General features: G+C 67.9%; 11 protein-coding genes. 5 read left to right on the forward strand and 6 right to left on the reverse strand.

Annotated features, from left to right (window positions below; translation table 11 throughout):
• Window positions 1-92: 92 nt before the first annotated feature.
• From LL962_RS12150 to LL962_RS12170, 5 genes are all read right to left on the reverse strand, one after another.
• On the reverse strand, window positions 93-1,211 hold the full coding sequence (locus tag LL962_RS12150; protein ID WP_104588169.1) for a saccharopine dehydrogenase family protein: 1,119 nt from the start codon (window positions 1,209-1,211) through the stop codon (window positions 93-95).
• Window positions 1,212-1,288: 77 nt separating this feature from the next.
• The gene (locus tag LL962_RS12155; protein WP_230439679.1) at window positions 1,289-1,858 is read right to left on the reverse strand and encodes a hypothetical protein; all 570 of its coding nucleotides are present in this window, start codon (window positions 1,856-1,858) and stop codon (window positions 1,289-1,291) included.
• 601 nt (window positions 1,859-2,459) lie between these two features.
• Window positions 2,460-4,148: a M56 family metallopeptidase gene (locus tag LL962_RS12160; RefSeq protein ID WP_228317068.1), complete on the reverse strand. Its 1,689-nt coding sequence runs from the start codon at window positions 4,146-4,148 to the stop codon at window positions 2,460-2,462.
• Window positions 4,149-4,151: 3 nt separating this feature from the next.
• Entirely contained in the window at window positions 4,152-4,550 is a 399-nt protein-coding gene (locus LL962_RS12165) for a BlaI/MecI/CopY family transcriptional regulator (protein ID WP_208621470.1), read from the reverse strand.
• Between the two features lie 146 nt (window positions 4,551-4,696).
• Window positions 4,697-7,093: a penicillin acylase family protein gene (locus tag LL962_RS12170; RefSeq protein ID WP_228317069.1), complete on the reverse strand. Its 2,397-nt coding sequence runs from the start codon at window positions 7,091-7,093 to the stop codon at window positions 4,697-4,699.
• A gap of 407 nt (window positions 7,094-7,500) precedes the next feature.
• Between LL962_RS12170 and LL962_RS12175 the strand changes: the two genes are divergently transcribed.
• Window positions 7,501-7,845: a hypothetical protein gene (locus LL962_RS12175; RefSeq protein ID WP_228317070.1), complete on the forward strand. Its 345-nt coding sequence runs from the start codon at window positions 7,501-7,503 to the stop codon at window positions 7,843-7,845.
• Between the two features lie 64 nt (window positions 7,846-7,909).
• On the opposite strand, the gene LL962_RS12180 is transcribed toward LL962_RS12175, so the two are convergent.
• A complete protein-coding gene (locus LL962_RS12180; RefSeq protein WP_228317071.1) occupies window positions 7,910-9,181 on the reverse strand; it encodes a DNA topoisomerase IB in 1,272 nt (423 codons plus the stop codon).
• Between the two features lie 55 nt (window positions 9,182-9,236).
• Between LL962_RS12180 and LL962_RS12185 the strand changes: the two genes are divergently transcribed.
• The 4 genes from LL962_RS12185 (at window position 9,237) to LL962_RS12200 (ending at window position 16,357) form a co-directional block, all read left to right on the forward strand.
• Window positions 9,237-9,617, forward strand: coding sequence for an I78 family peptidase inhibitor (locus LL962_RS12185; protein ID WP_228317072.1), 381 nt, complete (start codon window positions 9,237-9,239; stop codon window positions 9,615-9,617).
• A 203-nt stretch (window positions 9,618-9,820) separates the two neighbouring features.
• Window positions 9,821-14,293 (forward strand): glutamate synthase large subunit, encoded by a 4,473-nt coding sequence (gene gltB, locus LL962_RS12190; protein WP_228317073.1) that lies wholly within the window; start codon window positions 9,821-9,823, stop codon window positions 14,291-14,293.
• 129 nt (window positions 14,294-14,422) lie between these two features.
• Entirely contained in the window at window positions 14,423-15,904 is a 1,482-nt protein-coding gene (locus tag LL962_RS12195) for an FAD-dependent oxidoreductase (protein WP_228317074.1), read from the forward strand.
• A gap of 174 nt (window positions 15,905-16,078) precedes the next feature.
• A complete protein-coding gene (locus LL962_RS12200; protein ID WP_228317075.1) occupies window positions 16,079-16,357 on the forward strand; it encodes a hypothetical protein in 279 nt (92 codons plus the stop codon).
• The last annotated feature ends 283 nt before the right edge of the window (window positions 16,358-16,640 follow it).

The following is a 16,640-nucleotide window of genomic DNA, read 5'->3' on the forward strand; positions in this document are numbered from 1 at the left end:
TGGCGGCGCATGTCGCGCAGGCAGCTTCCCTCGGCATGGCGGCATGGCGTCGAGATCGTGCGCGCGCCGTCGTCACGCCGTACGCTGCGCGCTCATTCGGGCGTGCGTGTCACCGCGGTGGTCATCTGCCAGGCCGAGAAGGCGCCTTCGAAGTCGTCCAGCGTCAACAACCCCATGCAGGCATGTGCGCCCACCGGCAGCGGCTGCCCGGCGGCAAGTTTGCGGATCAGCAGGATGGCGGCGAAGCACGGGATCTCCGGGCCATGCAACATCGGCGCGGTGAGGTCCCAGTCAAGCTGCAGCGGCAGCCCCTGCTGTCCGACGCCGCGCAAGCGCACGCGCATGCCACCCAGCTCGGTGCCGAAGCGATCGAAGCAGCGTCCGGCGCGGGCAAGCGCTGCGGCCAGCCGCTCCATCGGCAAGGGCATGCCGTGCTGCCGCAGCCAGGCGATGGCAGCCAGGCAACGCTGCAGGAATGCCACTTCCAGCGCGGCACGGAATTGCACGGTGCGCACGCCGGGATAGCGCTGCGGCAGCAGATCGTGGTCGGGCACATCGCAGGGCGCGGCCAGCCGCCCGGCCAGGTGCGCAAAGCGCACCCGCTCCGGTTGCGCCCAGCCCACCACCTGTTGCCAACGGCCATCGTGCCACCACGAGAACGGCATGCCGCAGTACGACAGCACCGCGCGCACGGTGGCCAGCCCCAGCGGCGTCGCCTGCGCAGGCGCGATCACCATGCGAATCTCGTGCAGGGCCGAAAACTGCGGCAGCAAGGCATCGACCACTGCGCTGGAGAGCGCGGGCAGGGTACTGGCGCCACTGATGGCGACCCGTTGCGCCTGACGCGCGGGCGCATCCAGCGCCGCGGCAAAATCACGCACGAAGGCGCGGCCATCGGCCAGATCGATGTAATGCATGCCGGCCTGCAGGCAGCGACGTGCCACCGCATAGGCCTGTCCCTGGAATGGTCCGGCCGTGTGCACCAGCGCATCGGCGCCGGTGGCCGCCAGCCGCGTCATGAAATCCCCGGCATCGATATCCAGCCGGCACGTCGAAATACGTCCGGGTGCGGCATCGGGCCAGTGCACGGCAACCTCCCCCGGATGCCGGCCAGCGGCGATCACATGGATCGTCGGCGTGGCCGCCAACGCCCGCACGATACGCGCGCCGAAATGCCCGAACCCTCCCAACACCACCACCCGGTACGTCATGCCTGCTCACCGTCTGCCTGCCGCACAGTATCGGCGAGCGCGGCGGCATCGGCGCCCTGCCATGATGAAACCGGTCACTACGACTGGCCGGCGACCCGCGTGGCCAGGCCGCTCTTCAATGCATCACGCAGCACCTGCAGCGCCTGGCGTGTTGCCCGTGTGGAAGCGGCGGCTTGCCTGGCGGCCAGGCGGGCCTGGCGGTCGGCCAGGGTGCGTTGCTGTCGCGCCAATCCCTGCAGTGCGGCCGGCGCCATGGCTGCTTGTTCGTCCGCAGCGACCGGCGCGGGCAACGTGCCGGTCGAGGCGTGCAAAAGGCGCGGCCGCGCCTGCGCAGACAGCTGTGCGGCCAAGGCGGCCTGTTGCTCGCTCAGCGCCTGCCGACGTGCGTCCAGTGCGGCCTGCGCCTGGTCCAGTTGGCGGACGGGCGCGTGCGCAGCCGCCATCCGATACAACAGCGTGGGATTGCGTACCAGATAGTCCACCCCATCGGCGCGGAACCACAATAGCCGCTCCCCGTGCCGCTGATAGCTGCGCGCGGTCTGCAGGTCGTCGAGCGAGCCATGCATCGTCTGGCGGTCGCCGTAGACCAGCACATAGGCATCGCCCTGGGCTACAGCAGAGGCGTCGGCGCCGGAAGCAGCGGCCACACCGCAATGGCGACGTGGCGCGGTCGATGCACCAGCCAGATCGAACACGCCCGGCGCCGACGGCGTTGCAGGCGCGATCGGTGAAGCAGCCGTTGTCGGCGGCAACGGCGCCAGCGGCGGCACCGTAGCCGCCCAAGCGCAGGCAGCGAGGCTCGAGAATGGAATAGCGACGGCAGCAAGCGCCAGCAACAGCGGCTGACGTAGGTATGACAACGACGACGTGGTCTGGATCATCGGAGATCTCCACTAGGAATCACAGGACGGTGGTTGCCGCCTGCGCAGGACGTGCAGGCGGAGGGAAACAGCAGTCACACGGCCACGGCGTTGCCGACGCCGCTGGCGTCGTCTGTCCGCGAACACAAGGGGTTTGGGTGGGCCGCGCTGCCATGCCAGCGGCTGTCCGCGAGCGGACACACTCGCGCGGGATCAGCTGCGCGGCGAGCGGCGGCGCCTATCCAGCCGGCCGGCCGTGCACGGCCATGCCTGACTGCATGACGTCCAGCCCGCGATGCCGGCCTGCTGGACGCAGTGGGTGGCTGCCGACACCAGCGGCGCTGCCTGCGCTTGGACGCAGCGCCGCCGGCACGCCGGAGGCAGCCGTCTAGTCGTTCTGCATGTCGGCGGCGTCCTGTTGCTCCTGCGCCGCCTCGTGCCGCGCGCGCGCTGCCTCGATGCGTGCCTGCCGTGCCTCCTGCCGCGCCGCCTCTTTGTCGAGTTCGGCCTGGTGCCGGGTCAGTTCGGCGGCCTGGCGTACTGCTGCGGCATACGCGTATTGCGCCGCGCGCTGCTGCTGCGCCGCCTCGCGAACCTGTTGCTCGGCGTTACGCGTCTGCTGTTGCGCGTCCTGCCTGGCCTGCGCCAGTTCGGGACCGAGCGCGGCGAGTTGTTCGCGTGCTTCCTGCAGCGCGTCCTGCGCCTCCTGCATGCGGTCCTGCTGCAGCTCGACATCACGGTTGCTGGCGTCGAACGCCTCGTGCAACGCGGCGCGCGCCTGCGGCATGGCAGAGGCGAGCGCCTCGCGCGTGACCCGCTCCACATAGGCATCCCAGTCCGCAGGCAAGAGGTCTGCAGCGTCGCCATGGGGTGGCGCCGCATCGAGCACAGTGGCGACGATGCCCTGCGTCGCCGGGGCCGGCGCGGCCGCCGGCATGGCCGGCTGCGCCGGTGCAGGCACCACGCGCATCGGATCGGCCATGGCCGCATCAGCCTGCGCGCGTGCCGGCAGTGCCGGCGCACTCACCACGGTCGGCCGCAGGCTGGGAGGCGACGACGGCACCGGCATGGCGACCAGGCGCAACGGCAGCACACCGCAGACCGCCACCAGTGCCAGGATCATGGCCGCGCCCAGCTGCGGAAACGTGCCGGTGTCCTGCAACATCGACAACCGCCGCTTGAGGCTGAGGAACGAGGGCGAGGCGCTTGCCACGCCGCCATGTGGGCGCTTGGCCACACCCAGTTGCAGCAGCAGCCGCCCGTAGTCATGACGACAGTGCCGGTGTCCGGCGACCACCGCCGCATCGCAGGCCGCTTCGCGGGCAATGGCGTACTCGCGCGCGGCCAGATGCACCAGCGGATGGAAGAAGAACAGGTGCTGGGCCAGCGCCGGCAGCAATCCCCACCACAGATCGCGGCGCCGCAGGTGGATCAGCTCGTGGGTCAGCGCCATGTCCAGATCGTCGTCGGCCATGTGCGGCAAGCGCGCGGCAGGCAACAGCAGCACCGGCCGCCACGGGCCGATCAACTGCGGCGAATCGATCTGCGACGAGACGCGTAACGCAGGCGCGCGGGCCAGGCCATGCGCTTCGGACGCCAGTTGCAGGGCCTGCACCAGGCCGCGATCGGTGCAGGGCTGCGCCGAACGCGCCAGGGCACGGCTGCGTAGATACGCGCGCACCGTGCCGGTCGCCAGCAACACCACACCCGCCGCCCATAGCGCCAGCAGGGCCGCAGACCAGGTGGGCCAGGAGGAGACCTGCATGGCCTGCGCATTGGCGCCGGCATGCGCCGCCGTGGCCGCCGCAGCGGTGGCGGTCGCCATCGGCGCCAGGCTGTCGGCCGAGCCAAGCGCCGAAGTCACCGCGTGCGCCGGCAGTACCGGCAGCTGCACCGGGTTGCGCCACACCAGGCCGACCACCGCCTGCACGCCCACCAGCCACCATAGCCACGCCTGGGTAGCGGCAGGCAACCGCCGCACGCCCCGGCACAGGCCCCACACCGCCAGCACCAGGACGGCGGTCTGCAGACTGGTGGCGCCGAGCGTCCATAACACCGCTTCGATCGAGGGGAACATGGCTCAATCCTCCTTGCGCTGCGACTGCAGCTTGGCAACCAACGCTTCCAGTTCGGCCAGCTCGGTATCGCTGACCTCGGCACGTTGCGACATCCAGGCCACGAACGGCGACACCGAGCCCTGCAGGGTCTTCTCCACGAACTGCCCCACTGCCGAGCGCACCACATCGTCCTGACCGGTCGTGGCGCTGTAGCGGTACATCCCCGCGACCTGCTTGCGCCGCAGAAACCCCTTGGTGCGCAAGCGCTCCATCATGGTCAGCACGGTCGAGCGCGCCAATCCACGCGCCTCGCCAAACACCGCGGCCACCTCACCGACGCTGGCGGTGCCGTGTTCTTCGATGTATTGCAGCAGGGCCAGCTCCTGATCCCCGATCGTCTTGCCGCGCATATCGACCTCCATGACTACAGTTGTCGCTAACGTAGGCGTGACGACAGCTGTAGTCAATAGGTCGGATGGCAGGGGGGCGTCCCGTAGGGTCCGATACGCCAGGGGGTTCGACGTCACTCAAGACGCAGGTTGCACCCAGCTGCCGCACCGCGCGACAGCTAATGCGCCGCAGCGGGCAGTAGATCGAACACTTGCTCGGTGGCCGCTTCGACCGCAGCGCGCGTATACAGCAGCGGGAAGTAGCTGCCCTGCAGCCACGACGGTGCGAGATCGCGGTAATGCGGGCTGGCGGGGTCGCCGGACTGGCCTGGATGATTCATCGCGCGCGAGTTGTCCCAGTTGCCCAGGTCGATGATCAGGCGTGCCGAGGGGCCGATGGTCTGCCGGAAGCTGGACGGGTCGTAGCTGGATTGATTGGGCGTGTAGGGGCTGCCGCCCTTGGCGAGTGGGCCCACATCCAGCAGCGCGCGATCGGCGCCGGCCACCGCGCTCATCGCATGCGCAACGGTGTTGGTGTGCAGCCTGCCCCACTGCCAGTGCGCCGGATCGGGCCCCTGCAGGGCCACCAGCGCCTGGTAGGCGCTGCGCAGCGACTCGCGCAGCAACTGGTCGCGGCGCGCCGCCGGCGCAGCACCGAAGACGGCGCCGGGTCGTTCCAGCGCCTGCAACAGCACTTCGGCGTCGGGTGCACCGAAGCTGGCTGCCTCGGCCGGCTGCAGCGCCAGTGCCTTGTAGGCGGCGCCCAGATAGCGGGTGAACCAGACTTCTTCCAGTGCGGCGGCGGCAGAACCTGCGGCCACCTCGCCATTCCACGCGCGCAGCAGGTCGAGCGCGGCGCGTGTGTCGGCATCCTGCGCCTGCAGCGGCTCGAGCAGGGCCAGCAGGCGTTGGGCCGGCAGCGACACCTGGTCGTTCTGCAGGTTCTCCGAATCCTGCAGACTCACCTTGGGCAGCTGCGACAGGACCTGGGTGATGCGTGCATGGCGCGCGCCGTTGGCCCACTCGAAGCCGAGCTTGCGCTGCGCGTAGGGATAGTCCTTCGGTAGATTCATTTCGTTGGAGGTGGTGATGAAACCGGCCGCGGGATTGGTCGACCACGGCAGTGCGGCGCTATTCCAGAATCCATTCCATTCGTAGCGACCATCGCCCGGCACCGGCAACAGGCCATCGCCGTGGTCGCGGCGCGGGGCCATGCCTGCGGTGGCCCAGCCGACGGTGCCGTGCACGTCCGCATACACCTGGTTGACCGAGGGCGCGCCCCAATGCGCAAGCGCCTGCCGGAACTGGGCGAACGTGGCGCTGCGCAGATAGCGCAGCGAGCCCAGGTACGGCGCGGTGCCGGGTTGGCTCCATGCCGAGCGGATCGCATAGGCCAGGTGCCTGTCGCGATCGACGTACACCACCGGCCCGTGGCGGGTGAACTGCAGCGTCGCCTCCACCGGCGCCGCATCCCGCACGGCGATAAGTTCGCGTTCGGTGCGCAGCGGCTCCCACCTGCCCTGGTACCAGTACGCCGCATCGTCGTCGGGATTGAGCCGATAGACGTACAGATCCTCCTGGTCGATGTTGAAGATGGTCAGACCGAAGGCACTGGTGCGGTTATGCCCGATCGCGATGCCCGGCGCGGTGGGTTCTCCGGCGCCGATGATGTCCAGGCCGGGACTGCTGAGGTGCACGAAGTAGCGCAGGCTGGGCACGGTGTAGGCCCGATGCGGATCGTTGGCCAGCACCGCGTGGCCGGTGGCCGATTTCCACGGTGCGATCACCCAGTTGTTGCTGCCTTCGGCGCTGGCCTCGTCGTCGATGGCAGCGCGCGTCGGCTCGCGCGCCGCCAGCGGTGTCTCTGCGGTGAGCCTGGGAGACTGCGTGGCCAGTTCGTAGACCTTCAACACCTGCTCCGGCAGACAGGGATCCAGCCCGTCCGGCAGCGCGGGCGTCCAGGCCGGCTGCAACATCACCCGCATCGCATCGGTTTTCAACGACGCCTCGCACGCCACCTGCGCGCGCGCCACTTCGCTCTTGACGTTGCGGCTCAGCCCCGTGGTGCGGATGCGCAGCACGTCTTCCGGCGCCCAGCGTTCCGGGCGGTAGGCGAGCGTGCGGAATTCGTAGGGCAGCGCCTGCGGGTGGCTGTCCAGCCACGCGATGTAGGCGTTGATACCGGCGACGAAGCGGCCGACATCGCGGCGCGTGTCTGGCCCGTAGCTGGCCCATTCGGCGGCCATGTCGCCGCGATACAGGAACAGCCGCGATGCACGGTCCTGGTCGACATAGCCCGGGCCGAACGCGGCGGACAGGTGACCCAGGCCCTTGCGACGTAGCAGGTCCAGCTGGAACAGGCGGTCGCGCGCGACGTTGAACCCCTGCACGAAAAAGGCATCGTCATCGGTCCTGGCGTAGATATGCGCCACACCCCAGCGGTCCACCCGGATCTGCGCCGGTTGCTGCAGGCCGGGCACCGTCAGCGTGGTACGGGGTGGTTCGGTGGCGGCACTGGCGAACGCGAGCGAGCCGATGACAACACTCCAGGCCAGCCGTAACGAAGCAGCGAACATGCGGGACGATCCTGGTGGATGACTGCGGCGATGCGCTGGATGAAGCCGCCGCGTTGGAAGGTGAGCGATTGCGGCGACCACGATGCCGACGCCCGGCACCTCCGATCGGCCACGTTCGCCATGCATACGCGTGGTGCGCGCCATGCTCGCGCATTCACCTGGGAACAGCATGCCGGGCCTGCGCTGCCCACGCTGGTGTGCAGCGGAACCCCGGGCGCGCAGAACGAATGGCGGCCACATCGGCCGAATCCCGGCTCGACACATGGGTTCTAGGATGGTCACCACTTGTGTCCGTCAGAGCATCGGCCGCGTTACCGCCCCCGGTGCGGCCCACATGCCGCCGGTCTTCATGCCACACCAACAACGGGTTCTTCACGCTTGCCCCATTCTTCCGCTGGAGATCCCCGATGATCCGCACCCTCGCTCCGCTCGCTGCCGTGTTGTTGCTCTCGGCCTGCGCCTCCAACCAGGTAGCACAGGTGCAGCCGATCGACGGCGTCATCTCCGGCCAGTGCCACATCGAAAAAGTGCGCGGCATCGTCGGCCTCGCTGCGGCAAAACAGACCATCGAACGCGCGCGCGTGGACAGCGACAGCCTGCAGGTCAGCGTGCGCCGCGGCGAACGCACCACCGGCGGTACCACCGCCAGCGGGCTGGCCGATCCGGCGCAGGGCGCCAGCGAAAGTGGCGGCGACCACCTCAGCATCGAAACCGGCCCCACCAACAACATCACTGCGGTCTATTGCGGCTGAGAATCGGGATTCGGGATTCGGGAATCGAAAGCATCGCGGCTTTTCGATCACCGGTCCCGCCCCCTCACTTGCGTTTCGAAGCGCCCTTTGCCGTTGTCTTGAGCTTGGCACGCGAGGCGGTGAGGAATTTCAGCGTGGCCGCCTCCCATTGCCGCTCGCCGCGCACGCCGGTTGCCATGGCCTGCAGCTCGCCGGCGCGCCAGCCCTCGAACACGCAAGGGTCGATATAGGCCTTGCGGCACACCGAGGGCGTGTTGCCCAACGCGTCGGCCACTTCGCGAATGACATCGTTCTGCACGTGCTTGAGCGCACGTTCGCTGCTGCGCTCGGGCAACGGCAGCCGGGCCAGGCGTTGCAGGGCGGCCAACGTGCCGCCCCAGGTACGGAAGTCCTTGGCCGTGAAGTCCTCGCCCATCGCCTCGCGCAGGTAGTCGTTGACCTCGCCCGAGTCCACCGGCTGCAGCTGACCATCGTCGTCGCGATACTGGAACAGGGATTGCCCGGGCAGCTGCTGACATTGGCGGATCAGCTTGACCAGCTGCTTGTCGTCCACCTCGATATCGTGCTCCTGCCCGCTCTTGCCGCGGAACTTGAGCCGTGCACGCCCGCCCTTGAGAAACTCCATGTGCCGGTTGCGTAGCGTGGTCAGCCCGTAGGAACGGTTGCTGCGCGCGTACTCGGCATTGCCCACGCGCACCAGGGTATCGGCCAGCAACGCCACCACGATGCCCAGCACCTTCTCGCGCGGGAAGCCGGGCAGCGCCAGATCGCGGCGCAGTCGCCTGCGCAGTGTTGGCAGCGCGGTACCGAAAGCGATCACGCGTTCGAACTTGCCTTCGCCACGCACCTGGGCCCAATCCGGGTGGTAACGGTACTGCTTGCGCCGCCGCGCATCGCGGCCGGTCGCCTGCAGGTGGCCATTGGGCTTGGCGCAGATCCACACCTCGGTATAGGCCGGCGGGATCGCCAGCGCACGAATGCGTTGCAGGGTGTCGGCGTCGGCGATGCGTTGGCCGTCCGCGCTGCGGTAGCTGAAGCTCTTCCCGGCGCGGCGCCGGCTGATGCCCGGCTGTTGGTCGTTGACATAGGTCAATCCCGCTGCACGCGCGGTGGCCTTGGCCTGCGCCACCGCCGCATCGCTCGCAACCGCAGCCGTGGCCACTGCCGCACCGGTGGCGGCGCCAGCGAGTTTGCCGGCGGTGGTGGCCGTTGCGGCGGCATTGCGAAGAACACGTTTGGCTTTCATTGCATCTGGGTCGAAGGCGTTGGCCCGATTGTTGGGCGCGGCAGGACTAGGCTGCGTCAACGTAACGCCAACGCCGTGTGGGCAAGCCATGCCGGTGGTGCGAATTGTGCTTATGCTTGGCCATTCCCCTTCGCTGGAGTCATCGATGCGCACTGTCCCGCCTATCACCCGCGTGGCCTGCAGCTTGCTCGCACTGGCCGCATTGAGTGCCTGCAACAAGCCGCAGCCGGACGAGCAGGAAGCCGTCACCGCCAAGGCGCAGCAGGCTGCCGAGCAGGCCTCCGCACCGGCACCGGCCACCGCACCCGAAGCGCCGCCGATCGGCAGCTGCGATGCCACCCAGGTGCAGTCGCTGGTGGGCCAGCCCATGACCGACGCCGCGGGCGAACAGGCGCGCAACGATGCCGGCGCCAAGTCGGTGCGCGTGCTCAAACCCGGCCAGATGGTGACCATGGAATTCAATGGCGAACGGCTCAACCTGGAAGTGGATGCCAAGAACATCGTCACCTCGGTTCGCTGCGGCTAGGCACCGCCTGGCGTCGCTCGCCGGAGCGGCGCCAAGCCAGCTGGCACAAGGGATTCAGGCAGGTCTCGTTGCAGCTGTAACGGTGTATTGCGGCACCGCATCAACTGTGGTCTAGTCGATCGTCCGGTGACCTCTTCGAAACGCTCCACGGATCGAGCGGTGCAACGTCGTCGCCGCTCTCCCAAGATCGCAACGAGGCAGACATGGCCCCCCGCACTCGCCAAGGGCTCAACGACCACGGTCTCTACAACGGCGTACGCGACGAGCGCGACGCCTGTGGCTTCGGCATGGTCGCCCAGTTGGACGACCAGCCTTCCCGCTCGCTGGTGGACACCGCAATTGCGGCGCTTTCGCGCATGACCCACCGCGGCGGCGTGGCCGCCGACGGGCTCACCGGCGACGGCTGCGGCCTGCTGATCCGCAAACCCGATGCGTTCCTGCGCGGGCTGGCCCGCGATGCCGGCATCGCCCTGGGCACGCGCTACGCGGCCGGTGTGGTGTTCCTGCCGCTGGACGCCGCCGAGGCCGCGCGTTGCCGCGCCGAGCTGGAAAGCCAGTTGCTCAGCGCCGGCGCGCAGCTGCGTGGCTGGCGTGTGGTGCCCACCGACGACAGCGTGTGCGGCCAGCTGGCGCGCGATACCTTGCCCCGCATCGAGCAGGTGTTCGTCGACGCCGGTGCGGAACAGACCGAAGACGCCTTCACCCTGGCATTGTTCCTGGCGCGCCGCCGCGCCGAACAGCAGCTGCAGGACGTGCAGGACTTCTACGTCACCACGCTGTCGCCCAATGGCATCAGCTACAAGGGCATGGTGCTGCCGGACAAACTGAGCACGTTCTACCCGGACCTGCAGCGCAGCGACCTGTCCTCCAGCGCAATTGTCTTCCACCAGCGTTTTTCCACCAACACGCTGCCGCGCTGGCCGCTGGCGCATCCGTTCCGCCTGCTCGCCCACAACGGCGAGATCAATACCATCGAAGGCAACCGTCGCTGGGCGCAGGCGCGCAGCAAGGTGTGGCAGACCCCGCGCTTCGATATCGCGCAGTTCGATCCGGTGATCTCCATGCATGGCTCGGACTCGCAGAGCCTGGACAACATGCTCGAGCTGCTGATCGCCGGCGGCATGGACCTGCTGCAGGCGCTGCGCATCCTGGTGCCGCCGGCCACTCAGTCGCTGGAGTTCAAGGACGCCGACCTGGCCGCGTTCTACGAGTTCTATGGCCTCAACACCGAGCCGTGGGACGGCCCGGCCGGCATCGTGGCCTGCGACAGCCGCTATGCGGCCTGCATGCTCGACCGCAACGGCCTGCGCCCGGCGCGCTGGATGCTGACCTCCGACCGCCATTTCCTGGTCGCCTCCGAGGCCGGTGTGTGGGAACTGCCGGCCGAGCGCATCACCCGCAAGGGCAAGCTCGGCCCGGGCGAGATGATGGCGATCGACCTCAAGCGCGGCGACCTGCTGGACTCGGACGCCATCGACCGCATCAACCGCGCGCGCGCGCCATACAAGCAATGGCTGCAGCAGGGCGTGACCTATCTGCAGACCGAACTGATCGACCCCTCGCTGGTGGAAGAGCCCTTCAGCGAGCAGACCCTGCGCAGCTATCACAAACTGTTCCAGCTCAGCACCGAGGAAGTGGAGCAGGTGCTGCGTCCGCTGGCCGAAACCGAGCAGGAAGCCACCGGCTCGATGGGCGACGACACCCCGATGGCGGTACTCAGCCGCCAGACCCGGCCGCTGTACGACTACTTCCGCCAGGCGTTCGCGCAGGTCACCAACCCGCCGATCGACCCGCTGCGCGAAGGCATCGCGATGTCGCTCACCACCCAGCTCGGCAAGGAGACCAACATCTTCCATGCCGGTGCGGAGACGGTGAACCACGTCATCCTCAACTCGCCGGTACTCAGCCAGCGCAAACTGCGCCAGCTGCTCAAGATGGAGCAGTACGTCGAGCGCAACCGCCTGATCGACCTGTCCTACAGCGTGGAGGAAGGGCTCAAGGCCGGGCTGGAACGCATCTGCCAGGAAGTGGAGGCCGCCGCGCGCGATGGCGCGGTCATGCTGCTGCTGTCCGACCGTTACCCGGTGCCGGACCGGCCGATGGCGCATGCGCTGCTGGCCACCGGCGCGGTGCATCACCATCTGTGCAAGGTGGGCCTGCGCTGCGACGTCAACCTGATCATCGAGACCGGCACCGCGCGCGATGCCCACCACATGGCCTGCCTGCTCGGTGTCGGCGCCACCGCGGTGTATCCGTACCTGGCCTACCAGACCCTGTTCGACCTGGGCCGGCGCGGCATCCTGCAGCTGAGCAAGGGCGGCGAGCAGTCGCAGATCGGCCGCCGCTACCGCAAGGGTATCTACAAGGGCCTGTCCAAGATCATCTCCAAGATGGGCATCTGCACCATCGCCAGCTACCGCGGCGCGCAGCTGTTCGAAATCGTCGGGCTGGATCCGGACGTGGTGGAACTGTGCTTTGCCGAGACGCCCGCGCGCATCGGCGGCGTGAGCCTGGCGCGGCTGGACACCGAGGCGCGCGAGCTCACCGCACGCGCCTGGAACGACCAGCTCAAGCCGGAAGTGGGCGGCCTGCTCAAGTACGTGCACGGCGGCGAGTACCACATGTACAACCCCGACGTGGTCATGACGCTGCAGCGCGCCACCCGCACCGGCGACGCCGGCGACTGGCAGAAGTACGTGGACGCGGTGCATGCGCGCCCGGCTTCCACGCTGCGCGACCTGGTGCAGCTCAAGCGTGCCACCACCCCGACCCCGCTGGACGAGGTGGCGCCTGCATCGGACGTGCTGCGCCGCTTCGACAGCGCCGCGATCAGCCTGGGCGCGTTGTCGCCCGAGGCGCACGAGGCGCTGGCCATTGCGATGAACCGCCTGGGCGGACGCAGCAACTCCGGCGAAGGCGGCGAAGACCCGGCCCGCTACGGCACCGAGAAGCGCTCCAAGATCAAGCAGGTGGCCTCCGGCCGCTTCGGCGTGACCCCGGAGTACCTGGTCAATGCCGAAGTGCTGCAGATCAAGGTCGCCCAGGGCGCCAAGCCCGGCGAAGGCGGCCAGTTGCCCGGCCACAAGGTCAACGAGCTGATCGCCCGGCTGCGTTACGCCAAGCCCGGCATCGGCCTGATCTCGCCGCCGCCGCATCACGACATCTATTCGATCGAAGACCTGGCCCAGCTGATCTACGACCTCAAGCAGGTCAACCCGAGCGCGCTGGTGTCGGTGAAGCTGGTGGCCCATGCCGGTGTCGGCACGATCGCCGCCGGCGTGGTCAAGGCCGGCGCCGACCTGATCACCGTGTCCGGCCATGACGGCGGCACCGGTGCCAGCCCGGTCAGCTCGATCCGCTATGCCGGCGTGCCGTGGGAACTGGGCGTGGCCGAGTCGCACCAGGCCCTGGTGGCCAACGACCTGCGCGAACGCACCATCCTGCAGACCGATGGCGGCCTGAAGACCGGCCTGGACGTGGTCAAGGCCGCATTGCTCGGCGCCGACAGTTTCGGCTTCGGCACCGCGCCGATGATCGTGCTGGGCTGCAAGTACCTGCGCATCTGCCACCTCAACAACTGCGCCACCGGCGTGGCCACCCAGGACGAGCGCCTGCGTGCCGGCTACTTCACCGGCCTGCCGGAACGGGTGGAGCATTTCTTCCGCCTGCTGGCCGAAGAAGTGCGGCAGTGGCTGTCCTACCTGGGCGTGCGCTCGCTGGACGAGATCGTCGGCCGCACCGACCTGCTCGAACAGCTGGACGTCTCCCCGCGTCCGGGCGTCAAGGTCGACCTCTCGCGCCTGCTCACCCATGCGCAGTACGACGGCAGCCACTGCGCCGCCCAGCGCCTGTACGAATCGCCGGACAGCCTGGCCACGCAGATGGATGGCTTGCTCGCCGATGCCATCGCCAACAAGACCGGCGGCGATCATCGCTTCCTGATCCACAACACCGACCGCTCGATCGGTGCACGCCTGTCCGGCGCCATCGCGCGCGTGCATGGCAACCACGGCATGAGCGATGCGCCGTTGAACCTGCGCTTTCGCGGCACCGCCGGGCAAAGCTTCGGCGCGTTCAACGCCGGTGGCCTGCAGCTGGAACTGGAAGGCGAAGCCAACGACTACGTCGGCAAGGGCATGGCCGGCGGCCGGCTGGTGGTACGCCCACCGCGCGGCGCGCGCTTCGAGGCGCGCAACACGCCGATCGTGGGCAATACCTGCCTGTACGGCGCCACCGGCGGCGAGCTGTTCGCGGCCGGGCGCGCCGGCGAGCGCTTTGCGGTGCGCAACTCCGGCGCGCTGGCGGTGGTGGAAGGCGCCGGCGACCACTGCTGCGAATACATGACCGACGGCGTGGTGCTGGTGCTGGGCAAGGTGGGCCTGAACTTCGGCGCCGGTTTCACCGGTGGCCTGGCCTATGTGCTGGATATCGAACGCGACTTCGTGGACCGCTACAACCACGAGCTGATCGACATCCACCGCGTCTCGGCCGAAGGCTTCGAGAACCATCGCCAGCACCTGCACACCCTGATCAGCCGCCACCGCGAGCTGACCGGCAGCATCTGGGCGCAGCAGATCCTGGACGAGTTCCGCGACTACATCGGCAAGTTCTGGCTGGTCAAACCCAAGGCCGCCAGCATCGAGTCGTTGACGGAATCGCTGCGTCGCGCCGCCTGAGTTTTTGCCCCCCTCACCCGCGCGCGGGAGAGGGACTGGGGGTGAGGGCAGTGGCCTGCCCCCCTCATCCGCCCCTTCGGGGCACCTTCTCCCGCACGCGGGAGAAGGGAATCAGCCACGGATTTTCTTATGAGCCGCAAGCAAGCCTTCCAATTTCTCGACCTGCCCCGGACCATGCCCACGCGCATTCCGGTGGAGCTGCGCACGTCCGGCGACTGGGGCGAGTTGTACGGCAAGTTCGACAAGGCCGATGCGCAGTATCAGGCCGGCCGCTGCCTGGACTGCGGCAATCCGTACTGCAGCTGGAAGTGCCCTGTGCACAACGCCATCCCGCAGTGGCTGCAGCTGGTGCAGGAAAACCGCATCGAGGAAGCCGCCGCGCTGTGCCACTCCACCAATCCGCTGCCGGAAGTGTGCGGGCGCGTGTGTCCGCAAGATCGCCTGTGCGAAGGCAGCTGCACACTGGAGGAATTCGGCGCGGTCACCATCGGCGCGGTGGAAAAATACATCGTCGACACCGCCTTCAAGATGGGCTGGCGCCCGGACCTGGGCAACGTGCAGCCGACCGGCCACCGCGTCGCGGTCATCGGCGCCGGTCCTGCAGGTCTGGCCTGCGCCGATCGCTTGGCGCGTGCCGGTGTCGAAGCGGTGGTGTACGACCGCTATGAGCAGATCGGCGGGCTGCTGCAATTCGGCATCCCCAGCTTCAAGCTCGACAAGTCGGTGATCGGCAAGCGGCGCGAGATCCTCGAAGGCATGGGCGTGCAGTTCCGCCTGGGCGTGGAAGTGGGCCGCGACATCGGCATCGAACAATTGCTGGGCGAATACGATGCGGTGTTCCTGGGCACCGGCGCGTACCGCTACACCGACGGCGGCCTGCCCGGGCAGGACCTGAAAAACGTGTTGCCGGCGCTGCCGTTCCTGGTGCAGAACAGCCGCATCGTCAGCGGCAACGACCCGCACGGCCGGCCGATCGCCGGTTGGGAAGACCAGCTCGCCCTGCCCGACCTCAGCGGCAAGCGCGTGGTGGTGCTGGGCGGCGGCGACACCGGCATGGACTGCGTGCGCAGCGCCATTCGCCTGGGCGCGGCCAAGGTCACCTGCGCCTACCGCCGCGACGAAGCCAGCATGCCCGGCTCCGCGCGCGAGGTCGCCAACGCCCGCGAGGAAGGCGTGCGCTTCCTGTTCAACCGCCAGCCGCTGTCGATCGAATCCGGTGCCGACGACGAAGCCATCGGCGTGACCGTGGTGGAAACCAGACTCGGCGAGCCCGACGCCAGCGGCCGCCGCAACGCGGTGCCGGTGGAAGGCAGCGAATCGCTGCTGGAAGCGGACGTGGTGATCATCGCCTTCGGCTTCTCGCCCACCCTGCCCGACTGGCTGTCATCGCAAGGCGTGGAAGCCGGCAGCAACGGCCGCATCGTCGCCCCGGCCGACGGCAATGGCCGCCTGCCCTACCAGACCAGCAACCCGCGCCTGTTCGCCGGCGGCGACTGCGTGCGCGGTGCCGACCTGGTGGTGACCGCAGTGGCCGAAGGCCGCGACGCGGCCGGCAGCATCGTGCAGCTGCTGGGCGTGAAAGCGCAGGTCAAGGAGCCGGCCGCGGCGTGAGGGCGTGAGCGTATGCTATGCGCCATGACAAGTTCCGCCCCAAATCTGGATAAGGCAGCAAGGCGCGTCGCATGGTGCTGCGCGCTTCTCACTGTCGCATTCACTGCTACGGCTGTTGACTGGTCCATCTTCGCGGGGAGAGGCCAGTGGTTGGCAGCGCTCGTTCCATTCGGAATGACAGCATTGATTGGAGCAGCCCCTTACGCCATTTATTCGTTGTTTGTACCGATATCAAAAGCGGGCCCAGTGCTGAAGCTATTTGTGCTGTGTACTCTCGTCGCACTTTCAGCCGTACCAAACGTATGGTGGATTGCAATAGATGCCCGCACCGATGGCTGGAATTTTTTTATCGTCCCGGCACTGCAGATCTTTTATCTTCTTGTCATCGTTCCTTTCGTTATCGCACTCACGCATGCTCTTTGGCGAAAATTGGATATCAGGCGCTGCACCTAACAGTTTGTTCGAATTGACGCCAGCTCCTGGCGAGATTTAATTTGTGCTGACGTGTGGGAGTGAATAGCCGCATTTCCAGTCATGGCTAAAGGGAATTCTGGATCGCAGCCTGCAAACTCACGAGGGACTGGGTGCGAGCCTGGTACCGATCCACTCGCTTAGCAGCAGTCCGACTCTTGAGCACCAGAGTCCACATCACTACGCTGTTCAATCTCAACTGCTGATCCCAGGACGGATCGCACCATTGAAGCTAAACCCAAATGGAAATATCGTCGCCAGCTTA

Source organism: Xanthomonas sp. NCPPB 1067, assembly GCF_020783795.1.
Taxonomy (GTDB): domain Bacteria; phylum Pseudomonadota; class Gammaproteobacteria; order Xanthomonadales; family Xanthomonadaceae; genus Xanthomonas; species Xanthomonas melonis.